This window comes from Deltaproteobacteria bacterium, from assembly GCA_016874735.1.
In the GTDB taxonomy this organism is placed as follows: Bacteria; Bdellovibrionota_B; Oligoflexia; order Oligoflexales; family CAIYRB01; genus CAIYRB01.
Genome location: VGTI01000042.1, coordinates 1 through 21,952 on the forward strand (window position 1 = coordinate 1; position 21,952 = coordinate 21,952).

Here is a 21,952-nt window from a genome sequence, read left to right on the forward strand (position 1 = left end):
CCTGACAGAGGGCTTGGTCAAAATCCGCTTTAAGGCCTACGGCGGGGTCACCGGCGTTACGGAATTTGCCTTCAAAATGGCAGCCGCACGCAGTGACTTTCACGGCATGCTCGATGAACTTGTGGCCACTATGAAGGTGATCGCGCAGGGTTTTTACCGGCCTCATGCCGACAAAGCAGCGCCACCAGCCCCTGAGCTAATCGAATTAGCAGCATTTTTTGCCACGCTGTAATGTGGTTGGTTCGGAAAACGTGCCGTAATCACTTGGGATTATTGCTTGACTAAGCGATCCCGCGAGGCTTCCTTAACGCTGTATTTATTCGGGAATTTAAGCTGTTGCCAACCGGCAATGGCTGCTATAACGAAAAGCGTCGCCAACAATCTCTCCGGGACTCCCGGTTCACCTACCAACACACAGTATTGGGCTGATCATGGCAGCAGAGTCTAAATTAAAGTACGATCGTGATTTTTTGATTTCTGTGTACAAGGATATGCTTTTTGGCCGTCGCTTTGAGGAGCGGGTCAATCAGGCTTATCAAAAGGGTAAATTTGCAGGGTTCTGTCACCTTCATATTGGCCAGGAGGCCGTGTGTATCGGTGTGCAGAGGGCGCTGAGACCGACGGATTACATGATCTCGGGCTATCGTTCTCACACCCAAGCCATCGCCAAAGGGATTGACCCGAAGGCGGTACTTTCCGAGCTTTTCGGTAAGGTCGATGGCTGTGTCAGGGGCAAGGGCGGGTCGATGCACATGTTCAGCAAGGAGCATAGGTTCCTTGGCGGCCATGGTATCGTCGGTGGTCAAACGCCGATCGCTGCTGGTGTCGGATTTGCAATTAAGTACGATCAGAACGATGACGTCATGGTCTGTTACCTCGGTGACGGAGCTTGTAATCAGGGCCAATTCTTCGAGGCTCTCAACATGGCTGCTGCCTGGGATCTTCCCGTGCTCTACATCGTCGAGAACAATCAATATGGCATGGGCACCGATTTCCGCCGCGTTACCAGTGTCGATAGTTTGGCTAAAAGGGCGCTGGCATTTGACATCGATAATTCGCAGGTCGATGGCATGGACGTACTCAAAGTGTACGACCACGTCAGTGGTATCGTCAGCAAGATGCGCAAGAAGCCTAAGCCTTATTTGCTCGAGGCCCATACTTATCGTTACCGCGGGCATTCGGTCTCGGATCCTGCTAGCTACCGTACTAAAGATGAGGTCGCGCAGTTTCAGGCTAGGGATCCGATTACTACCTTGGGCGACTATTTGAAGAAGCATAAAGTGACAACGGAAGATGAGCTCAAAGCTTGGGATAAGGACATCAGAGATCAGATGACCGCAATCGAGGCGTTCGCGGACGCGTCGCCAAAACCCGATGTATCCGAGCTCTGGGACCACGTTTTTGTCGATTAAGAGGACGAGGAAGTAATATTTATGGCACTCATTCAATTCCGCGAAGCAATCGGACAGGCCATGGCAGAAGAGATGGCTCGTGACGACCGCATCTTCCTGATGGGCGAAGAAGTAGCCCAGTACAACGGCGCTTATAAAGTATCCAAGGGACTCCTTGAGCAATTTGGACCGCGTCGCGTGTGGGACTCCCCGATCTCCGAGGCCGGCTTTGCCGGTTTGGGTATCGGTGCGGCCATGGTGGGGCTGCGTCCCATCATCGAGATGATGACTTGGAACTTTGGCATCCAGGGCTTCGATCAGATCGTCAATCACGCTGCCAAGATGTGCTACATGTCAGGTGGTCAATTTAACGTGCCGATCGTCTTCCGCGGACCAAACGGGGCGGCGCATATGCTGGGTTCGCAGCATTCGCAGAGTTTTGATGCGATGCTCACTAACGTGCCCGGGATGAAAGTAATTTCGCCCTCCACACCGTACGACGCTAAGGGCCTTTTGAAGGCGGCAATCCGCGACAATAATCCGGTCATCTTCCTAGAGAGCGAGATGATGTACGGGCTCAAGGGCGAGGTACCAGATGGTGAGTACGTGATTCCGATCGGTGTCGGTGACATAAAGCGTCCGGGTGAGCATGTGACCATTATCGCCTGGAATAAGATGCTGCACGTCGCGATGGCAGCGGCAGAACAGTTGGCTGCAAGTGGCATCAGTGCCGAAGTATTGGATCCTCGTACCTTGCAACCTCTGGATGAGGAGCTGATTTTCACCTCCGTACGCAAGACGCACCGTTTAGTCATCGTTGACGAGGGCTGGGATTTTGCCGCTACGAGCGCGCAGATTTCGGACCGCGTACAAAAAGAATGTTTCGACGATCTCGATGCGCCTGTAGTTCGCGTTAACTCGCTTTTTGTCCCGATGCCGTATGCCGAAGATCTCGAGCATGCCGTGTTGCCCACGGCTGAGCGCGTTGTTCAAGCGGTCAAAGACGTCATGTACGTCGACTAGTGATTGGTGTCATTGATGTGATTGATCAGTGGGCGCTTAGCGTAGCCCACAGTTTTTGGATCCTTGAGGGAGGCTTTAGAGCATGGCTCGTGTCATTGAGATGCCCAAATTAAGCGACACTATGGAAGAGGGCGGTATCGCCAACTGGTTGAAAAAAGAGGGCGAAAAGATTAATGAAGGCGAGCCACTAGTCGAGATTGAGACCGACAAGGCGACGCAGGAGTACGAATCGCCGGAAGAGGGCGTCGTGCTCAAGATCCTGGTCCAGCCAGGCAAAACGGTGGCGCTACGCACCCCAATCGCTGTGGTTGGTGATGCGGGTGAAACATACGACCTAGGTGCGTTGACTGGTGGTGCCGCAAAGAGCGCGACTGCAGCCGCCGCACCTCTCGCGGCACCGCAGGTGTCGCAGAAAGCTCCGGCAAAACCTGCGACCCCCACCGTACAGGCTCAGCCTGTGGGCGGTGGCCGCGTCAAGGCATCACCATTAGCGCGTAAAGTTGCCGCCGAGCTGGGTGTCGATGTATCCCAGATCGTGGGCACAGGACCAGCGGGCCGCGTCGTGTTGCGCGATATTGAGCAAAGTGCTGCCGGCGTTGCAACTCCGGTCGCAGCTCTAAGTAAGCCGTCCGTGCCGCAGCCAGCGGCTCCGGTGCCAGCTGCCTCTACAGTAGGGGCGACGGTGACTCCGGTATCGATGATGCGCAAGACCATTGCCAAGCGGCTCACCGCTGCTAAGAATGAGGCCCCGCATTTCTACCTTACCGTCTCCGCCAATGTTGCAAAATTGGAGACATGGCGGCAGTCGCTTAACGATGCTGCAGCTAAAGCCAACGCCAAGGGCGGATCTCTGGCCAAGGTTAGCGTGAATGATGTGGTGATTTTGGCCGTAGCAAGAGCGCTGCGTCACCATCCGCAGGTCAACGCTTCCTGGCAAGGTGAGACCATCGTCCACCACGGTGAGGCTCATATCGCCGTGGCTGTGGCTTTACCAGAAGGTCTCGTGACGCCGGTGATTCGCCGGGCTGACGTCTTAGGTGTCAGGGAAATTGCGGCAGCAGCGCGTGATTTAGCGACAAAAGCTAAAGACGGCCTACTGAGCAACGATGCCTTCACCGGTGGTACCTTTACGATTTCCAACCTCGGTATGTTTGGTGTCGAAGAATTCACCGCCATCATCAACCCACCACAGGCGGCAATTCTTGCCGTGGGGGCAGCCACCCCGACGCCTTGGGTCGATGAGCAAGAGCGGCTAGTTGTGCAGCAGCGCATGAAGATGACATTGTCCTGTGATCACAGGGTAGTCGATGGAGCTACGGGAGCAAAATTCCTGCAAACCCTAGTGTCGTATCTCGAAGATCCGATGCAAATGCTGGTTTAATTCGTGCAGTTTGCTTTATTCACAGTTTTGCTCAGTACAGCGCTGACGCTGGGGTGCCGCGCCAAGCACAAGTCCCAAGGGGACGAAGTGCCGCCGCCCCCAGGCGGCATTGCTACCGCTGACTCTGCCGCGGCTCTGGTCCCGGCCCCTCTTCCACCGCAGCTTCCGGAACTCAAGCAGCCGGAGCTCCTGCGTGGTTTTGGTTTCAAAGGCGAGTCCACCTGCTTTCCGCTAGCTGCGGGTCGTCGTTGCATCCCGGCCAATGAATCACCTATCGCTCATGCCTGCCGGCAAGCAAAGGGCGAAATCCTCACGTGCGAGGATTGTCGGCAAGTCTGTAGCCGCATGCTGAAGCCCTAAATCAAAAGGTCGCCTAGCCAAGCTAAGGCCGCTAGTCGAGCCTTGGCGCCTTTAGTGGTAAGATATGAATACCGCTAGAACTCTCCATTAGATTCTTCTCCGAGGACAACTAGTTTGAAATTGCAGTGGCCACTGGAAACGACCAGAGGTAGGCGCTTTGTCATGAGCGCTGCAATTTTATTTTGTGGATTATTGTCCGTCGTGATTTGGCGCGAAGTTTACTCAAGTAAAATTCAGTCGCAATTTTTTAGCGCCAAAGCGTCCCAGTTAAAGTTTAGGCTCGAGTCTGGTCCCAGCCGCAGTATTGCCTTTCCGACTTCTGGGCCGTTTGACGAAATGTTGGGATACACGCTGATCCCTGCCATCTCTGAGCGTGTGACAAAACGAGGCTACGAGATCAGAGCGCAAGCCCGCCTCTCACCGGAGCACCTAAGGCTCGTTCATGGCGGTGTCATATATCCCATTTACAAAGAGAAGTCGCAGGCCGGCCTGGCCATCGATGACGCGACGGGGAAACCACTTTTTTCTGCGCTTTATCCGCAATTGAGCTACGACACTTTCGATGACATTCCGCCGGCTATTTGGCGTACGCTACTGCTCATCGAAAATCGCGATTTACTGGATAAAAGGTACCCCTATAAAAATCCAACCCTAGATTGGAGTCGGCTTTTCGTCGCGATTTTAGATAACATCGTTACGAAGTTCTTCCCCTCGCACGATAGCCCAGGTGGCAGCACACTAGCCACGCAGTTGGAAAAATATCGGCACTCTCCTGATGGCCGAACGACCTCGGCGCGCCAAAAACTCGTACAGATGACCTCTGCAAGTCTGCGTGCGTATCAGGACGGACGTAACACCTTTGAGGCGCGTAAGCGCATCATCAAAGATTATGTCAATACGGTTCCTCTAGGAGCATTGCCTGGTACCGGTGAGATTCGCGGCATTGGCCACGCCCTTGCAGCCTATTTTGGTGCAAGTTTTGCCGAAGTCACTGATCTCCTAAGAGACATCAAACAAAAAGAAACTAATGCCGCGCGTGTATTGGCGAAGGCAGTGGCGTACAAACAGATTCTGGCGCTTTTTCTCTCGCAGCGCCGCCCAGCCTACTACCTAGGGCAGGACCAAGAAGCGCTCAAAGAGTTAGTGGATAAACACATAGACGTGATGATTCGGGGCAAAGCTCTGCCAAAAAGATTGCGCCAGGCTGTGGCTAAAGCGGAGCTAAACTTCCGCTCTGTTGGAGCCATATTTCAGCCGGAGCGTCTGAGCTACGTCGAGCGTAAAGCGGCCAATGCTGTCCGTGTGCATCTGCTGAATTATTTTGGATTTGATCGTTTATATACGCTCGACCGTCTGGACTTGCGCGTTAAGTCGACCATCGACTACGGCACACAAAAGGCCGTGCAAGATGTCCTGACCAAGCTGAAAGATAAAGACTACGCCAAGTCTCAGGGACTCATGGATCAACGGCTACTCGCTGAAGGGGATCCTAAAGATGTCATCTACAGTTTTACGCTGCGCGAGCGGCGGCATAACGCCAATCTCCTACGCGTCCAAGCCGACAACGTCGATGGTCCGTTCAATGTGAGCGAGGGTGGCAAACTAGAGCTTGGGTCGACTGCCAAATTGCGCACACTAGTGACCTACCTCGAGGTTATCGAAGAACTTTGGCACAGATATCGAAGGCTCGGAGGCGTTGAGCTGAAAGAAGCCCTCGGTAAAACTGATAAGTCGGATCAGCTCAGCCGCTGGGTCATTACCTATCTACTTGAGGCCAATGGCAGCGCTGCGGTCACACTGGAGGCCATTCTCAATGCCGCTCTTGAGCGTCGCTATACGGCGAGCCCGGCGGAGCGTTTCCTGACAAGTGGTGGTATACATCGGTTTAATAATTTTGAAAAATCAGACAATGGCCGGATCGTTGACGTCAAGGAAGCCGTGCGCAAATCCATCAATCTCCCATTTGTGCGCATGATGCGCGATATCGTCCAATACTTTATCGCCCAAATTCCTGGTGGCCATGCCATGCTCGAGGACGTGACTAATCCTAACCGACGCGAATTTCTGGCCCGATTTGCCAATAAGGAAGGGCGTGAGTACCTAGGTAGGTTCTACCTGCGGTATCGGGGACTCAGTAGCGATCAAATGGTACAGGCCTTGATGGCACGCATGCGGCTAAATCCAAGACGCCTCGCCGTGCTCTATGCGAGTATAGCGCCAGACACCAGTGTGAATGATATGGCGGCTTTCATCGCCAAATATCAGGGTGCGGGGAGCAAACCACAGAGCTCCAAACAGTTGCAGTCTCTTTATAAGGCTACGGTCGAGAGTAAATTAAGCCTGCAAGACCGGGGCTACATTTGCGGTGTCCATCCGCTTGAACTATGGTTGGTGTCCTATATGGTGAGGGCGCCTAAAGTTAGTTTTACCCAGGTGCTGCGGGCCAGTACTGGTGCGCGCCAGGAATCCTACCAGTGGCTATTCACAGCTAAGGGCAAGAAGCGTCAGGATAGCCGCATCAGGATCATGCTCGAAGATGAGGCCTTTAAGCAAATCCATGAACACTGGGCCAAGCTCGGATACCCTTTTGCCTCGCTTGTACCCACCTACGCTACTGCACTCGGTAGTTCCGGTGACAAACCTACTGCCTTGGCGGAATTGATGGGCATCATCACCAGCGGGGGTGTCCAGTACGTCAATACGCGTGTGAGTTCCCTAGAATTTGCCAAAGATACTCCGTTTGAGACGCATTTTCGTGCAAAGCCCAGCTTTGGTACCAGAGTTTTATCGCGCCCATTAACTGCAGCTGTACGCGACACCATTAAGCACGTGGTCGACAGCGGTACCGCAGTACGGGTACGCGGTGCCTTTGTTGATACCGTCGGTAAAACGATACCCGTCGGCGGTAAGACTGGTACAGGCGATAACCGTTATTCCGTCTTCGCACCTGGTGGACGCATCATTGAATCGCGGGCGGTGAGCCGTACAGCGACTTTTGTCTTTTATATCGGTGAGCGTTTCTTTGGTACGATCACCGCGTATGTACCAGATGCCTCAGCAGCGAAATTCAGTTTCACTAGTGCGCTGCCAGTGCAAATCCTCAAAATTCTATCGTCCAAACTGAGTCCTTTGATTAATGCTCCAGTCACCGCAGAAGAGTAGGTGACATTTTTATAGGAATTACAGTTTAACTCCGCATTAGAGTCATTATGTCGAAGAGAAAACCTAAAATAGTTTCAGCGGCGCCAGCAGAGGCGTCCCTGCGATCAGGCGATAGAAAACGCAGCTCGCTCTACCTTAAGTCATTATTGCTTCTGGCTATGGTTTTTTTAGCTGGTGCCCTGCTATTCACGTCTAATTCGACATCGCTGCATTTTTTGTCCAGAAACAGTAGCAATGCATACAACCTGGATGACGAAAGTGCGGGCAGCTTGACCATAGTACCGATCACCATTGCTCCTCCCATAGACTTTATTCGAGCTCAGAGCCTTCCTAGTGAGATTAATGACTGGCACTTCAGAGACATGGATATTTTAGGTGTGCAGGGCTTTTTACTAAAAGCTGGGTTAGCGTCTAATCTGGTCCATGGGCTTTTAGATAAAGCTAGCTATGATCAAGAACGATCCGAGACGCTGGTCCCTGTTACTAAAGAGCTGCTGCTTGGACTGACTCATGAGAGTCGGCAGCAGATCTACATCAAACTTACAGACAACCATGCCAACAAGATGCAGCTCGGTGCTTTTCGCTACTGCGGCCGCAATATTGATGATTGGTTCAGTGGTGGCGAGGTTGCAGACGACATCAAAGCCATGGTGGCCAGATATTTGTACCGGGACGGCTGCTATATGTTCTTTGCTGATTTGCCGCTTATTCTAGATCAAATCTCGATGGAGATGCTGCCAAAACTACTACATGTTTTATTTCGGCAGTCCACTTACCTGGTTAAATTAAATATCTCACCAACGAGTGATGTGGAAAAGTTAGTCGACTACTGGAGTGTAGGAGGGCGAGCCAAAGACGTGGGCTCGCTGCTGGAGTCGATGATGCGTCTTAGAGATGGAGAAAAAATAGATATTGTCCATCTCTTGCCACCATTTCCGCGGCGGCGCCTTTATACCTATCCGCAGCCAGGCACGGAGGTTATTGGTGGAGGGCATCGAGACTGCCATTGGACGGCCTACAATTTTTTTAATATCGATCCAGATGACCGATTTGCAGACCCGGCGCTGGTTGCTACCACATTGCGCAATGAATATGTTGAGGTGGCCAAGCCCATTTACGGCGATCTAGTGACTTACGCCCGCGCTAACGGAACCATATTTCACAGCGCCAATTACATTGCTGCAGGGCTCGTCTATACCAAGACGGGATCGAAAGCCGTCTGGCCCTGGCTCATCACTAAGATCGACGACATGGCCCATTTTTATCCCAAGGATGGTCCCGTATCAGTCCGCTATTTTCGTCGGCGCCCCATTAATTAGTAAATCCCTGATGACACGCCAAAAGAGGAGAACGGCCATACAGACATAAGTTACTGCACCGATCATGATTTTAGTCCAAACTAGATGATCTGGTCCGAGGATAAAGAGTACGGCTGCCATGGCGCCCGCGGCTAGTGCGATGCGTGCTAGAAATCCCCACGAGAAGCTAGGGATAAACGGTCGTGCAGCCAAATAACAACCCGTCGCGACGGTCAGCTTGCTCGCGGCCAAGGCCGCCGCAACGCCAATGCTGCCCCACAGCCCCCCAAGCCATGTGGCAAGTAAACAGCCAGAAATGAGGCCGATCGCGTAAATCTTATTCATGCGCGTCATTGCGTTACGTAGCCACAGAACCTGCATACCAAAGGTGTTGATACCAACGGTCGCCAGGATGCCAATTGATAATAATGCCATCACGTAGCCGGGCATGACGCTGTGATTGGCAAACGTAGCGGCGAATAAGGTAGCGAGAAGATCACCACCGACAAAAAAGGCACCGACAGCAATCGGCATCAATAAGATCATCGACAGCAGTGCACTGAATTCTATGTGCTTAGAGAATCGACGCTCGTCATCAATCCTGACCAATTCGGAAAAAAATATACTAGTCACCATCGCTGTGATGGTTGCAATACTCTGCACGATACGCAGTGGTCCAACGTATAGACCGACAGCGGCACTGCCACCAAAGGCTTCGACAAAGAAGACGTCAAAACGCTCCAGTGTGAACGCCAGCATGTTGGTAATGCCGAAGGGTAGGGCACCAAGAAATACGGGTTTCAAATCGGCCGTGCGGGGCCGTTCCCAGCCAATTTTCTTGATTGAAAAGCGCAGCGACAGGAGCGCAACCAACAAGTTGGGGAGCATACTTAGGATGCCGTAGTACATATAGTCCGCGGGGCCACGGACCAAGATCAGAACACCCCCTAAGCACAGCAATTTACTGATCACGCTAAATATATTGCGGATCGCTAGGGATTGCGTACCCGAGTGGACATAATCTGTCTCGATAATACTCGACACGAATAGGTAACCAAGGCTGAGAATCAGGCCTCGATAGGCGTCATAACGAGGCAGCATCATGACGGCCAGGGCAATGGCAACGATGACCACAGCATGGAGCAACTTCAGTAGGGTTACCGTGGACATGATGCGTCCCGGACTTAGAGCGCTGCCAGCTGGGTTAGCTATCGCAATTGATGCATAAGCACCGTAGCCAAAAGCAATAAAAGGCAAAAAGATATCGATGTAGGACACGGCGAACTGCACGGAACCAAAGCTTGTCACAGGGAGCGTAGCCTGCCCGAGGTACAGCACAAGCAGGGGAGCAATTTTATTGACCGTCTCGCTGATAGCGCCGGTGAGTAAGGTCAACGTGAGGCGGCGTCGGTGCGTGGGAGTACTGATGGCTATCCCCTTTCGGGCTCTCTTTAAGGGCCGAAGGCATCGATCACATAGGGAGCCAGTATTTGGCCCACTTCGTCGATCAGTGCTTCTTCGGTCGTATCGAACTGATTTAACCTCGTTCCGTCTACGTCGATCTGACCTAAAATTTTTCCATCTCTAGGATGACGAATCAAGACTACCATCTCACTCCGCGTGTCCAAATTACAAGCGAGGTAATTACTGATTGCCCGCACATCGTCCACGATCTGATTACGATTTTCAGCTACAGCCGTCCCGCAAACCCCCCGTCCCACGGGAATTCTCTCGTGGTCTGTGACTGGGCCCCGGTAGGGACCGAGGATCAAGGTGTCGCCGTCCAGTCGGTAGATGCCAACCCAATGGTAATCACTGCGGTGCTTGTGCAAATACTCCATTGCCGCGTCCAAGGCATCTACTGGTGTGGTTGCGGCGGCGCAGATGTGTCTGATAGCAGTGACAACCTGATCGTTAGTGGTATTCGATGGGCGCATTGGCGTTTTTTCCTCGACCTAGCTGTGATAACTCACTTGGGGATTATCGTAGGAGAGCCTCAGATGTCAAAGGCACGACAGCAAGACGTAGGGAGTTTCGTCCGTTGGGAGCTCATGACCAGGTCCGTGGCACAAGCGCTGGATTTCTATAAGTCCCTGTTTAGTTGGAGCTACGATGCCGCGGAGTTAAACGACGGTGCCACCTACTATCATTTGCTACATGGTAATCACCGCATCGGTGGCATCTACGCTATGGCGGATGATCTAGCAGGTAAGCCTGCTGCCGCCCACTGGACTCCTTACCTGGGAGTCAGTGACGTCGATCAGTCGCTCTTGGAGGCCAAATCCATGGGGGCAAAGGTGACGGCAGAGTCTTTTGACTTTGCCGCGCTGGGCCGCATGGCTCTGCTACTCGACCCTACCGGAGCGCCTTTTGGCCTGTGGCAGGATCAGCAGCGGACGCTCCTTGAACGTAGTGTAGCTTGGCACGAGCTTTCCACCCACGATGCTGAGAGCGCCGCCACATTTTACGGCGATCTATTTAATTGGATCACCCGGCCGGATTCTCAAGGCGAGGTAGCGATAACCAGATTTTACAGCGGCCCTAGACCGACAGCAGCCCTTATCACACTGAGTCCACGTTTTCGTGCAGTGCCACCGCATTGGCTGCCGTATTTTTACGTGGAAGATATGGCCTTAGCCACCAAAGCTTTGACGCAGTCGGGAGGACGCATCCTCGCTGAGCCCAGTCATGGCCCTTCAGGTACTCAGGCTGTGGTGCAGGATCCCCAAGGCGCAGTCTTTGGTGTCATGACCGTCTAGTTGGTTTTGCGCGCCAGCTCAGCCTGCCGTCCGCTGAGTCCGACATCGGTAAGTGTGGCGGTGCTCCAAGGTGGCAGGTCAGCCAAGGCTTTACTAGCAAGGGCCTTAAAGGAGTCGATGGCTTTGCGCGGCACCGGGTCAGCAGTCGGTAGTTTCACACCGGCAGGATCGATATAGCGTCCGTTGGCATGCAGTTCGAAGTGCAGATGAGGACCTGTCGCAAGCCCAGTTTTGCCGACGTAGCCGATGATCTGTCCCATTTTGATTTGAGCACCAGGCCTGACGTCAGGGGCAAAGCGTGACAGGTGTTTGTAGTGGGTGCTGTAAGTACCGTTGTGGCGCAGGCTGACCGTATTACCCGAGGCGCCGTGATAGGCAGCATAGGTGACACTGCCCGAGCCTATGGCCATCACCGGGGTGCCCGTAGGAGCGCCGTAGTCCACCCCGAGGTGCGGCTTAGCGACCTTGAGAATCGGGTGAAACCTGTGGGCATTGAAGCCTGAGGTGATTCTGGCAAAACGCAGCGGTGAGCGCAGAAACATACGCCGCAAACTGTTGCCTTCGGGGGTGTAGTACTGCCCCTCGGACGGGTCCAGCACCGCCGTGTTGATGACGCCACTGTTCTCGTATTCTGCCGCGACAATAGCGCCAATACGGACGGGACGACCTTCGCGGACGAACTGCTCGACGGTGAGCCGCCAGCGATCGCCGCGTTGAACCTCTCGGTGGAAGTCCATTTGCCAGCCAAAAATTTCAGTGATCCTAGAAATGATCGCCGGGTCCATGCCTGCCGTAGCTGCTGAGTTCCAGAGCGAGCCGGTGACGACCCCACTGTAGGCTGCAAGACGACGTTCCTCAGGAATCTGCAGATCAGAAGCCGTCCAGTGTCCCGGATCAACTTGATCCAGCCTGACAGTGAGGTCGTCGCTCAGTTCGATGTCGAGGCGTCGCGGATATTTGTCTGCGGCATCCATGGTATACGCTTTGATTGCGGTGCCGGCGCGCACGCGGGTGGGTGAGGTCCAGGGTTTCAGGGCACTAAGGATAGCGGCGCGCTCAGGGGCTAAAAATCCGAGTTCTTGGAGGGTGCGGGAGAGAGTGGAGTTCTTGGTCACCTTGATGGTGCCGACATGATGCGGGGCAGGGGCGTAAGGAATCAGCGAGGCAATGTCCGTGCCTGGTGGGCCAGCTGCGGCCGGATGGCCGGAGCCATCCCGTGCAAGCCCCGGTGGCGGAAGTCCGTCAAAGTGTTTGGTGATCTGCCAGCCGCCAAGATATCCCAGCGCTGCAGCTGCAAGCACGTAGTGGATCAGCGTCTTGAGAGAGAAAGTTACTGGATGGCGCATGGAGCGTCCTCCTCTGGCTTATATTCGAGATGTCAGCGGCCGCGCGCGCAGCACGATTCGGCCTGCAGGAAAATGCAATGGAGGGATGATCATAGCGAAAGAGTGACGGGGCCACAATTGGTAATTGGCTGACTGGCTTAAAACCTTGGGGCCGCTCAATTGCTTGTGATTACTGGATGTTGCTACGAACTTTGGGACGTAGTATGACGACGGGGAGACGGTCGCCCGATCTTTTGACCGCCCAAAGAGGAGAATCTCACCATGGCTCGAACCCCCTCTGTCATGCCACCGTTGGGCGGCGTCGCTCCGGATTTCACGTTGCCCGATCCGAGCGGTCAGCTGTGGACGCGCGATCGGATCAAGGGTCCCAAGGGGCTCCTCGTGATGTTTATCTGCAACCACTGCCCGTTCGTCAAACATATCGCCAGTGAGCTGGCGCGCTTGGGTAAGGATTTGGCAGCCGATGGTATTGGTGTGGTGGCGATCAGTTCTAATGACGTCGCAAATTATCCGGACGATCGCCCTGAATTAATGGCGCTTGAAGCCAAGCATCGGGGCTACACGTTTCCCTATCTGTACGATGCTAGCCAGGATGTGGCTAAAGCCTTTCAGGCAGCCTGTACGCCAGATTTTTTCCTCTACGACAACGCGCTGCGCCTTGTTTACCGCGGGCAACTAGACGCTTCCAGGCCAGGCAATGAAACCCCCGTCACCGGTCAGGATCTGCGCCGGGCCGCGGCGGCTCTCGTGGCGGGGCAGGCTGTGCCTGAACCCCAGATACCGAGCATCGGATGCAATATCAAGTGGCGGCCAGCACACTGATCGCGCACCATGGGGCCCAGGTCATCCGACATCGCGCAGAATCAAGACCTCGCCTTTTTTGACGGTCACGGTCTCGATTTTGCTGCGACGTCCGCCCGACTGTATTTTGATCGTGTGTTTCCCGCTTTTGAGTCTCAGACGCGTGATCGCAAATGACTCCGGCAGGAGGGTCCAGCTGCGGGTGTCAGCTGTTTCGGTAACTACGGCGAAGATATTGACGGCGAGTCCCGCTAGTGGCCCGTAATTTTGGTAAGCCTGTTCAGCAATCTGTCCTTTGGCAATGAGTCTGGCGGCGCTTTTCGCCACCAAGCGACCGCGCCTATCCTCTAGGGTGGCATGAGCAATGGCATTGAGATCCTCGACGTTTTCGGCTTGATGTAATTTATCGTCGGATCCGGTAATGATGCCGCTTTGACCAAAGTAGGAACGGCCTTGGGCCCGTATGACGGGAAAACTAAAACGCACAACTTGGCGGCCGAAGGTAAAGGCGAAGCTCTCCGATGTTTTGATAGCGATATGGCCGAGTTCATGAACGACGACCACTTCGCCGCTATCCCGGTCATCGAGCTCCGCCTTGGCCGCATCGACTAAGCGCGGAAAATCCCGTTGCAGTTCTTTCATCCGGTCCTGACGTCCCCGTTGGGCCAAAAGGCGATAGAGCGCCTTAACTAACTGGTCGGGAACACCGCCGTTCACGAACTGGGCGAAGTTGCCGCGGTAGGATGCCAGGGCTTTATTGTAGTCGATAATGGCATCGTCAACTTCGCCCCTTGCTTCATAGATGATGCCCGAGAGATACCTAGCAAAGGCATCTTCCGCGTATCGGTCCTTGTGATCCTCGTAGGCGGCATTGATCTGGGCAAGCTTACTGTTGATCTTGCGTGCCTCGACCCGCGCAGCCTCGAGATCTCCCGAGGCTATGTAGGACAAGGCCAGCTCCGTATGGATGGCTACTTTTTCGTAGTCTTCACCGCTATAATCCGTCGATGCGTCACTCACCACAAAGGACGTAGCTGTGCGGCTGATACTAGTCGTATAGAGATCATCAGCGATTTTATCGGCATTAATGAGTAGGGTGCGCGCCTTGGCGACGTCACCCATGCGATCAAGGATCATCGCCTTCTCTAAGTTATAGAGAAGCTTATTCTTGTCCTCCGTGAGCGAGGACTTGTCTATTTTTGCGATAGCTTGTTGGTAGCTACCGTCGCGGTAGTCGATGCGAATTGTTTGCGTCTCGTCGGTGTACGAGGCACAGGCAGTCATCAAGAGCATGGCCATACAGCAAGTGAGCCGTCGCGACCATGCTCTATGATGGAGAAGCGTCTGATTTAGCGGTAGAGTCATCACCACGAAGCGCCTGAGCGTTTGAAACGTTTTTTGACTTCGTACTTGGTCGACCATTCGATCTCCTGCGTCTCGATGCTCGTGAGCGTCAGGTTGGTTTGGTAGTTGACGGTCTTAAGTCCATCCATCTGATGGACGCTGCTGCTGATGTTGCCGCTGAGTATGAAGTCGGCACCGATGGCGCGTCCCTCTTTTTTTGCGGTGGCTTTATTAACGGCGCCACTTTGTTGGTACTTGAGTTCGTCGAGGATTTTCTGGCGCGACTCTTTGTTGACAAAGCGGACTTTGCCCGAATTGATGAGCTCATCTTGGATATAATCAGTAAGTTGTTTAACGTCGAGGTGCTCATCCGTGCGGTTTTCGACATCCATGACGACCACGACCGGCTTGGCATTGCGGTGGCCGGATTTGTAGCCCTCGAGCCATGGCTTTTCCAGCATACCTTTGATCATGTGCTCGGCGGTTTTACGGGCATCTGTTTCGTTCCACTTGTCATCGACAATTTCGGCCTTGGCTGGATCTGCGTATTCCCCCTGAAACGAAGGTGTACATGCAACGGCGGTCATGGCGACGACCGCTGCGAGACCAAGACGGCGCGATAAGATGCTGCCCAGACGCAACGTGGTGCTTTTCTTCATAATCGGTCATTACCCCCAGCTAGATCAGATGATTAGAGCATAGCGCGGTGACGCCGACCAAACAGGCTCCGCGACGGGAGCATCCGCGCGATCGTCGCTCGTGCTAAAATAGGTGAGGACAATCATATAGTTCTGGGGGATCTCATGCAACGACTCCGCTTCGCTGTCGCCGTCGTCTTGGCAGGTAGTGCCACACTTGGCCTCGCTAGCACCAACGGCCTCCGCAACGTCTTCCTGAACGGTATCGATATCTCTAGTGCCAAAAGCCAGGACTTAAAACATGTGGATGTCCGCATCAGTGATACGGGTGATATTTTTCTCGTTGCCCCTCATTATCAGGTCAATGAAGAGGACAGCTTCGTTCCTCTGAGCCGCTACGTCCAAGGTCTCAATCAGCCCGTGCATCAACCAGCGCAGAAAATCAGCGGTGCCGTGCCGGCTAAGCCTGGACCAGCAATGGCGACTCCTGTTCCCATTGGTGAAGCCGTACCGTCAGGCGAAGTCCCGGCGGGTCTGCCTACTGCCGCTGACGCGGCGCAACCGGCTGCCGATGGCTTAGAGCCCAAGGCTGGAGAGCCCGCGCCGAAAGCGGCGGGTGAAGGGGCTGTGCCACCGCTACCGGCAACGCCTGACACGGCGGCAGCAGCCGCTGACAAGGGCGCAAACGGTCAGACCGCTCCTACGGCCAAGTAAGGCGCTGTGGACAGGGGCTGCCGGTAGGGGTAAAGCTTAGAGTCTATGGATGACACCCAAAAGCGATACACCCAAGTGCTCGGTGCGGTAGCCGATGCCGTTAGGGCCGCCGGTTCAACGGCAAAGCCCGTGCGTTTGATCGCCGTGAGTAAGATGCACGGTGCCGCGGCTGTCCGTGACCTATATGCCTTGGGGCAGCGTCAATTTGGTGAGAATTATGTGCAGGAGCTTGTGTCTAAAGCGCACGAGCTCAACGACTTGGCTGACCTGCGCTGGATTTTCATCGGGCGCCTGCAAACTAACAAGATGGCACAGCTGGTCAAGGTGGCTGCGGAGATTCAGTCCGTAGGTAACGAGCGCCACGCCCGCCTATTGGCCAAGGCTGCTCGCGAACACGCTCCCAGGCTGCCAATCGCCGTCCACATTCTGGTCAACGCCGGTGATGAGAGCAGTAAGGACGGGGCTAACAGTGAGGAGGCGCTGCGTCTTGCCTCGATCATCGCGACGGAGTTGCCGGAGCTAGATTTGCGCGGCATCATGGCGATCCCACCGCCCCTGCCACCGGACGCACCAGAGGCTCCACCAGAGATTTATCGCGACCTCAGGCGCCTAGCGGATCAGATTGGCGCTCGTGAACTCTCCTTAGGCATGACGGCCGATTTGCGCCAGGCCGTTAGTGCTGGGAGTGACTGCGTCCGTATCGGCACGGCCCTGTTCGGTCCGCGTCGCAAGGGTGCCTAGTCGTTTTTTTTGGCCAGATGGGTAGACCTTTAGGATCGTTCAGCTATGATCGTACCGAATGATCCATGCTCGCCAATGTGAGCAAAATTTTTTGAGCACTAACAAAAGGAAACGCGCATGTTCGGTCCCATTGCCGACGCGATAGCGAGAATTTTAGATGTGATTCTGAACCTGGTCCAAGTTCTGGTGATCGCATCTGTCATCATCAGCTGGGTCGGCGGTGACCCTGGAAACCAACTTGTCGGGACCGTGCGTAGCCTGACAGAGCCGATGTTCCGACCACTCCGCCGGTTGACCCGCAATTTATTGCCGGGCCCTATCGATTGGGCGCCAATGATTGTTCTGCTCATCATCATGTTTATCCAGTACGGGATCATCCCTTATCTTCGTATGGAAGCACGTCTTGGTGCTTAGTATGAGGCGGCTTCGTGTTGTTTTGGCAGTAGTGGTTTGGATTGCCCTGCTGCTTGGGATGTTCATGCAGGTGACGGAGCGTCTTGCCTCGTCCACGGCAGCGCGGCAGGCGATGGTACCGCCACCCCCTTTGAGTCAACTCTCGACGTCTGTGCTGAACACGTTGACTCTGGGATATCGCGGGCTTTATGACGACTTTGCCGATATCTGGCTCCTCCAAGCACTCGGGGACAAAGATATCAAGAGCTTTGATCCGCGGGAGCTTATAAAGACCATACGTACGGTGACCCGGCATGGTCCCAAACTTGAGTCGCTTTACTTGCTCAGTTGTTTTGTCCTCGCCTTCGAGTTCAAGATACCAGAGGAGTGTCAGGCCATTATCGTCGATGGTATGAATGCAATGCCGGGCAGTTGGCGTATTCCCATGACGCAGGGTTATATCACGGCATTTGTTCTGAACGATCCCGCGACTGGAGCGCTTTATTATGAGCTTGCAGGATCAAGGCCGGGAGCTCCCGCTTATTTTACCTCTCTCGCCACCAAACTTGCCGCGCGCAGCGCCATAGACAGCAATGAGCGGGCGGCGATTAAGCGGTCGTTCTTCGAGTCCATTGGTATCGATCGCGGCATACGTCCGGACCTAGAGGTACCGCAAGTAGAAGAAGGTGAGAGGCAGCAGCCAGCATCGACGATGCCAGCGGAGGCAGAACATGCAAACTGAGGTTCCAAGCACAGGTGCAGAGGATTTAGCTCTCAATGGCATAAGTAAAGTATTCCGCACCGATCTTCTGCGTGGTCCGCAGCTGGCGGTCAAAGATTTAACCTGTCGATTTGCCGCGGGCAGATGTACCGGTCTTCTGGGTCACAATGGCGCAGGTAAAACGACTACTATTAAGCTGATTCTCGGCCTCCTTAAGTCCGACAAGGGCTCGATCCAATGCGGAGAGCGAGAGATAACGACGCGGGACAGAGCCAAGATTGGTTACCTACCAGAACTCAATAAGCTGCCTGCCCTGCTAACACCGCGGGAGGTCCTGAGCTATCAGCTCCAGATGTTTATGTCCGAGCGGTTCAAAACCGCTGCCGATCGGCGTGAGGCAGTGAAAACTGCGTTGGCTCACGTGAATCTGCAAGACCACGCTGATAAGCAGATCGGTCGCCTCTCTAAGGGCATGGCGCGTCGCCTCGGCTGGGCCCAGGCAACCATCCATGCACCGTCAATTTTGATTCTGGACGAGCCTGCATCTGGATTAGATCCGTTGGCGCGCCGCCAGATGATCGACTGGATCGGCGCCGAAAAGAAACGTCATACGACGATTCTGTTGTGCACTCATGAACTGGCGCAGGTCACTGCTCTCTGTGATTTTTACCACGTGCTGCGTCGTGGGGAACTTGTGGCCTCGGGTAGCCTTGGGCCTAATCCGGCGCAGTCCTACACGATTCAAGTCTCGGGACTCCGCGCTGATGCCATTGAGCGGTTCGCCGCCAAAGAGGGACTGCCACCGTGGCGTAGTTTAAGACAAGAAGGTGTCCTTGCGGAACTTAGTTTTGTCGGCTACGAGCACAGCGCCAAATGGTTGCAAGCCCTGCTAGCGGCAGGATTTGTGGTCACTCAATTTGGTGCCGACGAGCGTGCGTTTGAAGATGCACTTCTGCAGCATTATGGGGGGGACGTCTGATGTTGCGTAAGCTTTGCGCCGTTGCCTGGCAAAATTGGACTCTGCTGCGACGTGACCAAATTGTCCGTGCCGTTGCGGTCGCTGGCGTCGTCCTTACGGTACTTGCCGGTCTGGCGAGCACGTGGTCGATTGAGGACCGTGTCAAGATTCTGTTCGACGTCGGTTATTTCGGGATGCAGCTTCTGGGTAGCCTAACGGCGTTATTCTGGGGTGCCAAAATGGTTAGCGATTCGCGCCACGATGGGGCCATCGAGTGGCAACTAGCCGCACCGCTGTCGCGTACATCGTGGTTACTTGGTAAATACTTGGGCTTAGCGCTGACTCAGCTTCTTCTAGCCGTCATGCTGCTTGTCATTTGGCAACTTGGACTCCTGATGTTCGGTTACGGACTGATGACAGATGCTCAAGTGGCCGTTTATTTGATGATGGTGCTTGGTTGGTTAGTGCTAAGTTCCGTTGCTGTCACCTTGGCTGTTATCATGCGTTTTGCGCTCGCATTATTTGCGAGCATTGGGCTTTGGCTGACCGGACTGATGAGTCAAGCCGTGGCAGGAACTCTTAGCCCCGAGTCTTCCCAATACTCACAAGAGCTGGTTCGTGGCATCACTCGTGTGTGGAATCTCCAGCATTTTAATCTCATCGATCGCGTTCAAGAGCAGCGTGCCATTACTGCAGCAGCATTGAGCGATCAGATAGGCTACGGAGTTTTGCTGATAGCAATCACCTTAACTGTATCCAGTCTCATGTTTAGTAAGGGCGATGTCATCGCCAGTTGAAAGGACAACGATGTTGAAACAATGTTATTATGCAGCGATTTGCTGTTTATGTTTAGTTCAAGGACACGCCATGGCGACGACCAAGACCAAGAGCGATGGTGCCTACCTCTGGTTGGAGGAAGTTGAAGGCCCCAAAGCATTAGCTTGGGTCCGGGCGGAAAACGAGCGCTCCAGTGCTGAACTTCACAAATATCCGCGTTTCGATGAGTTCAAAGGCGCTGCTTTAAAGATCCTTGAGGCGAAAGACAAATTGGCCGTGGGTCATATTCAAGGTGAATTTGTCTATAACTTTTGGCAGGACAGCGAGCACGTCCGCGGGATCTGGCGTCGTACCAGCTGGCAATCCTACCAGAGTGGCAAGCCTGATTGGCAGCTCTTGCTCGACGTTGATGACTTGGCCAAGCGTGACGGCAAGAACTACGTGTACCGTGGTGCCGTGTGTTTGCGCCCCGCTTACGAGCGATGCCTGGTTAAACTCTCGGACGGCGGCAGTGACGCCAGCTATTTCCGCGAATTTGACCTGACGACCAAGCAGTTCGTGACGGAGGGCTACGATCTCGCGCCGTCGAAATCGGGACTCATTTGGTCGACACAAGATCGCGTATTTTTCAAGGATGCAACGACTCAGGAGAATCGCACAAGCTCCGGCTACCCGCGGGTGGTGCGCGCTTGGGCGCGGGGCAAGGCAGCCGCCAGTGCTCCCGTCGTGTTTGAAGGCGCGGCCTCGGATGTGTCGGTACATGCGGTGGTGATTCACGATGGTGACCAGGAGCATGTATTTTTTACTCGGGCCATGACGTTTTTTACCGAGAAACTTTATTACGATCTCGACGGCGAGCTGGCTGCGCTACCATTGCCTACTGATATAAGCCTGCAGGGTGTCTACCAGGGGCAGCTACTGTTTATCAACCGCTCCGCCTTGGGCGCGATCCCAGCCGGATCACTGGTGGCCACTGATCTGCGCCCTTTGATCAAGGGTAAACCAGAATTCACAGCGGTCTTCACGCCGTCCGTGTCTCAAGCACTGAAATCCGTCGCGCGCAGTCAGAACTATTTATTCGTGTCGCTGCTTGATGACGTGCGCGGCAAAGTTGTGCGTCTGGAACGTAAAGCTAGCGAAGACGCTGTGCAGTGGGAGACACAGAATGTGTCGTTGCCTGGTCAGGGCAGCGTCGGACTAGTATCGGTCGATGATGATAGTGACCGTCTGCTTCTCAGTTACGAGGATTTCTTGGTCCCGCCTAGCCTCTATGCAGTAGAGGGTGGCTCACTCAAGAAGACCTTGGTGCAGCAGGTGCCACCGCGCTTTGATGCTACCGGGCTGACGATCACCCAGGAGTTTGCCGTTAGCAAGGACGGGACACGTGTGCCTTACTTCCTGGTGCACAAAGAGGGCATCAAATACGACGGCAAGAATCCAACACTACTTTACGGATATGGTGGGTTTGAGGTCCCTATGCAGCCCAATTACGCCGCTGCGGTGGGTAAACTGTGGCTGGAGCGCGGTGGAGTTTATGCGCTTGCCAATATTCGTGGTGGGGGCGAGTTCGGTCCGCGCTGGCATCAGGCCGCACTCAAGGAAAAACGCCAGACGGCGTTTGACGACTTTGCTGCAGTCGCTGAAGACCTGATCAGCCATAAGATCACCTCGCCACGCCACTTGGGCATTCAAGGTGGCAGTAACGGTGGACTCCTGATGGGCGCGACGTTCACGCAGCGACCGGAGCTCTTTCATGCGGTGATTTGCCAAGTTCCCCTATTGGATATGCTCCGCTACCATAAGCTCCTAGCCGGAGCGAGCTGGATGGCCGAGTACGGCGACCCTGATGATCCAGCCATGCGCTCCGTGATTCAACGTTACTCACCCTTTCAGAACCTCAAGGGCGACAAAAGTTATCCTAGGGTGTTTTTTGTCACCTCAACCAAGGATGACCGCGTTCACCCGGGGCATGCTCGTAAGATGGCGGCACGCATGCAGGATTTACGCAAGCCCTTCTTATACTTCGAGAATATCGAGGGTGGCCATGGTGCCAGTGCCAACCTGCAGCAGCATGCCGAACGCTATGCGCTGGAATATAGTTACCTTTGGGCGCAACTGAGCGGCAGTTGACGTCCTGTCTCCATC

General features: G+C 54.3%; 20 protein-coding genes. 15 read left to right on the forward strand and 5 right to left on the reverse strand.

The features are described from left to right. Window positions 1–431 precede the first annotated feature (431 nt). The 6 genes from pdhA (at window position 432) to FJ146_14635 (ending at window position 8,636) form a co-directional block, all read left to right on the forward strand. Window positions 432–1,412, forward strand: coding sequence for a pyruvate dehydrogenase (acetyl-transferring) E1 component subunit alpha (pdhA, locus tag FJ146_14610; protein ID MBM4253198.1), 981 nt, complete (start codon window positions 432–434; stop codon window positions 1,410–1,412). 21 nt (window positions 1,413–1,433) lie between these two features. Continuing rightward, complete coding sequence (locus FJ146_14615; GenBank protein ID MBM4253199.1) at window positions 1,434–2,414, forward strand: pyruvate dehydrogenase complex E1 component subunit beta; 981 nt, start codon at window positions 1,434–1,436, stop codon at window positions 2,412–2,414. A 100-nt stretch (window positions 2,415–2,514) separates the two neighbouring features. Then, a complete protein-coding gene (locus FJ146_14620) occupies window positions 2,515–3,795 on the forward strand; it encodes a 2-oxo acid dehydrogenase subunit E2 (protein MBM4253200.1) in 1,281 nt (426 codons plus the stop codon). 3 nt (window positions 3,796–3,798) lie between these two features. Further along, window positions 3,799–4,155, forward strand: a complete 357-nt coding sequence (locus FJ146_14625) for a hypothetical protein (GenBank protein MBM4253201.1) — start codon at window positions 3,799–3,801, stop codon at window positions 4,153–4,155. A 162-nt stretch (window positions 4,156–4,317) separates the two neighbouring features. After that, on the forward strand, window positions 4,318–7,317 hold the full coding sequence (locus FJ146_14630; protein MBM4253202.1) for a glycosyl transferase family 51: 3,000 nt from the start codon (window positions 4,318–4,320) through the stop codon (window positions 7,315–7,317). Window positions 7,318–7,364: 47 nt separating this feature from the next. Further along, window positions 7,365–8,636, forward strand: a complete 1,272-nt coding sequence (locus tag FJ146_14635) for a hypothetical protein (GenBank protein MBM4253203.1) — start codon at window positions 7,365–7,367, stop codon at window positions 8,634–8,636. Here the strand turns inward: FJ146_14635 and FJ146_14640 are convergent. Together FJ146_14640 and FJ146_14645 are read right to left on the reverse strand one after the other, a co-directional pair. Beyond that, window positions 8,601–10,049 (reverse strand): hypothetical protein, encoded by a 1,449-nt coding sequence (locus tag FJ146_14640; GenBank protein ID MBM4253204.1) that lies wholly within the window; start codon window positions 10,047–10,049, stop codon window positions 8,601–8,603. The two genes, FJ146_14635 and FJ146_14640, sit on opposite strands and share 36 nt — an antisense overlap. 17 nt (window positions 10,050–10,066) lie before the next feature. Continuing rightward, window positions 10,067–10,552, reverse strand: coding sequence for a GAF domain-containing protein (locus FJ146_14645; GenBank protein ID MBM4253205.1), 486 nt, complete (start codon window positions 10,550–10,552; stop codon window positions 10,067–10,069). A gap of 63 nt (window positions 10,553–10,615) precedes the next feature. Here FJ146_14645 and FJ146_14650 point away from each other — a divergent pair, with 63 nt between their 5' ends. Next, entirely contained in the window at window positions 10,616–11,374 is a 759-nt protein-coding gene (locus FJ146_14650) for a VOC family protein (GenBank protein ID MBM4253206.1), read from the forward strand. On the opposite strand, the gene FJ146_14655 is transcribed toward FJ146_14650, so the two are convergent. Continuing rightward, on the reverse strand, window positions 11,371–12,720 hold the full coding sequence (locus FJ146_14655; GenBank protein ID MBM4253207.1) for a hypothetical protein: 1,350 nt from the start codon (window positions 12,718–12,720) through the stop codon (window positions 11,371–11,373). The two genes, FJ146_14650 and FJ146_14655, sit on opposite strands and share 4 nt — an antisense overlap. Before the next feature lie 261 nt (window positions 12,721–12,981). Here FJ146_14655 and FJ146_14660 point away from each other — a divergent pair, with 261 nt between their 5' ends. Then, window positions 12,982–13,542: a thioredoxin family protein gene (locus FJ146_14660; protein MBM4253208.1), complete on the forward strand. Its 561-nt coding sequence runs from the start codon at window positions 12,982–12,984 to the stop codon at window positions 13,540–13,542. Window positions 13,543–13,563: 21 nt separating this feature from the next. Here FJ146_14660 and FJ146_14665 read toward each other — a convergent pair whose 3' ends face one another. Together FJ146_14665 and lpoB are read right to left on the reverse strand one after the other, a co-directional pair. After that, on the reverse strand, window positions 13,564–14,886 hold the full coding sequence (locus FJ146_14665; protein MBM4253209.1) for a hypothetical protein: 1,323 nt from the start codon (window positions 14,884–14,886) through the stop codon (window positions 13,564–13,566). Further along, window positions 14,886–15,524 (reverse strand): penicillin-binding protein activator LpoB, encoded by a 639-nt coding sequence (gene lpoB / locus FJ146_14670; protein ID MBM4253210.1) that lies wholly within the window; start codon window positions 15,522–15,524, stop codon window positions 14,886–14,888. The genes FJ146_14665 and lpoB overlap by 1 nt, the downstream gene beginning before the upstream one ends. Before the next feature lie 144 nt (window positions 15,525–15,668). Here lpoB and FJ146_14675 point away from each other — a divergent pair, with 144 nt between their 5' ends. The 7 genes from FJ146_14675 to FJ146_14705 all read left to right on the forward strand — a co-directional run bounded on the left by FJ146_14675 (window position 15,669) and on the right by FJ146_14705 (window position 21,937). Continuing rightward, window positions 15,669–16,217 (forward strand): hypothetical protein, encoded by a 549-nt coding sequence (locus FJ146_14675; protein ID MBM4253211.1) that lies wholly within the window; start codon window positions 15,669–15,671, stop codon window positions 16,215–16,217. Window positions 16,218–16,262: 45 nt separating this feature from the next. Continuing rightward, a complete protein-coding gene (locus FJ146_14680; protein MBM4253212.1) occupies window positions 16,263–16,958 on the forward strand; it encodes a YggS family pyridoxal phosphate-dependent enzyme in 696 nt (231 codons plus the stop codon). 117 nt (window positions 16,959–17,075) lie between these two features. Next, window positions 17,076–17,372, forward strand: a complete 297-nt coding sequence (locus FJ146_14685) for a YggT family protein (GenBank protein ID MBM4253213.1) — start codon at window positions 17,076–17,078, stop codon at window positions 17,370–17,372. A gap of 1 nt (window position 17,373) precedes the next feature. Further along, window positions 17,374–18,093 carry a hypothetical protein gene (locus FJ146_14690; protein MBM4253214.1) on the forward strand — a complete coding sequence of 240 codons (720 nt, stop codon included), beginning with the start codon at window positions 17,374–17,376 and terminating at the stop codon, window positions 18,091–18,093. Beyond that, complete coding sequence (locus tag FJ146_14695; protein ID MBM4253215.1) at window positions 18,083–19,051, forward strand: ABC transporter ATP-binding protein; 969 nt, start codon at window positions 18,083–18,085, stop codon at window positions 19,049–19,051. Before FJ146_14690 ends, FJ146_14695 begins: the two co-directional genes overlap by 11 nt. Next, window positions 19,051–19,827 (forward strand): hypothetical protein, encoded by a 777-nt coding sequence (locus FJ146_14700; GenBank protein ID MBM4253216.1) that lies wholly within the window; start codon window positions 19,051–19,053, stop codon window positions 19,825–19,827. Before FJ146_14695 ends, FJ146_14700 begins: the two co-directional genes overlap by 1 nt. Window positions 19,828–19,897: 70 nt before the next feature. Then, on the forward strand, window positions 19,898–21,937 hold the full coding sequence (locus FJ146_14705; protein ID MBM4253217.1) for a S9 family peptidase: 2,040 nt from the start codon (window positions 19,898–19,900) through the stop codon (window positions 21,935–21,937). The last annotated feature ends 15 nt before the right edge of the window (window positions 21,938–21,952 follow it).

What these genes read in the sequence shown, in the direction of transcription:
- pdhA (MBM4253198.1), top strand. Translation starts at nt 432, where the DNA reads ATGGCAGCAGAGTCTAAATTAAAGTACGATCGTGATTTTTTGATTTCT.
- FJ146_14615 (MBM4253199.1), top strand. Translation starts at nt 1,434, where the DNA reads ATGGCACTCATTCAATTCCGCGAAGCAATCGGACAGGCCATGGCAGAA.
- FJ146_14620 (MBM4253200.1), top strand. Translation starts at nt 2,515, where the DNA reads ATGCCCAAATTAAGCGACACTATGGAAGAGGGCGGTATCGCCAACTGG.
- FJ146_14630 (MBM4253202.1), top strand. Translation starts at nt 4,318, where the DNA reads ATGAGCGCTGCAATTTTATTTTGTGGATTATTGTCCGTCGTGATTTGG.
- FJ146_14635 (MBM4253203.1), top strand. Translation starts at nt 7,365, where the DNA reads ATGTCGAAGAGAAAACCTAAAATAGTTTCAGCGGCGCCAGCAGAGGCG.
- FJ146_14645 (MBM4253205.1), bottom strand. Translation starts at nt 10,552, where the DNA reads ATGCGCCCATCGAATACCACTAACGATCAGGTTGTCACTGCTATCAGA.
- FJ146_14650 (MBM4253206.1), top strand. Translation starts at nt 10,616, where the DNA reads ATGTCAAAGGCACGACAGCAAGACGTAGGGAGTTTCGTCCGTTGGGAG.
- FJ146_14655 (MBM4253207.1), bottom strand. Translation starts at nt 12,720, where the DNA reads ATGCGCCATCCAGTAACTTTCTCTCTCAAGACGCTGATCCACTACGTG.
- FJ146_14660 (MBM4253208.1), top strand. Translation starts at nt 12,982, where the DNA reads ATGGCTCGAACCCCCTCTGTCATGCCACCGTTGGGCGGCGTCGCTCCG.
- FJ146_14665 (MBM4253209.1), bottom strand. Translation starts at nt 14,886, where the DNA reads ATGACTCTACCGCTAAATCAGACGCTTCTCCATCATAGAGCATGGTCG.
- lpoB (MBM4253210.1), bottom strand. Translation starts at nt 15,524, where the DNA reads ATGAAGAAAAGCACCACGTTGCGTCTGGGCAGCATCTTATCGCGCCGT.
- FJ146_14675 (MBM4253211.1), top strand. Translation starts at nt 15,669, where the DNA reads ATGCAACGACTCCGCTTCGCTGTCGCCGTCGTCTTGGCAGGTAGTGCC.
- FJ146_14680 (MBM4253212.1), top strand. Translation starts at nt 16,263, where the DNA reads ATGGATGACACCCAAAAGCGATACACCCAAGTGCTCGGTGCGGTAGCC.
- FJ146_14685 (MBM4253213.1), top strand. Translation starts at nt 17,076, where the DNA reads ATGTTCGGTCCCATTGCCGACGCGATAGCGAGAATTTTAGATGTGATT.
- FJ146_14690 (MBM4253214.1), top strand. Translation starts at nt 17,374, where the DNA reads ATGAGGCGGCTTCGTGTTGTTTTGGCAGTAGTGGTTTGGATTGCCCTG.
- FJ146_14695 (MBM4253215.1), top strand. Translation starts at nt 18,083, where the DNA reads ATGCAAACTGAGGTTCCAAGCACAGGTGCAGAGGATTTAGCTCTCAAT.
- FJ146_14700 (MBM4253216.1), top strand. Translation starts at nt 19,051, where the DNA reads ATGTTGCGTAAGCTTTGCGCCGTTGCCTGGCAAAATTGGACTCTGCTG.
- FJ146_14705 (MBM4253217.1), top strand. Translation starts at nt 19,898, where the DNA reads ATGGCGACGACCAAGACCAAGAGCGATGGTGCCTACCTCTGGTTGGAG.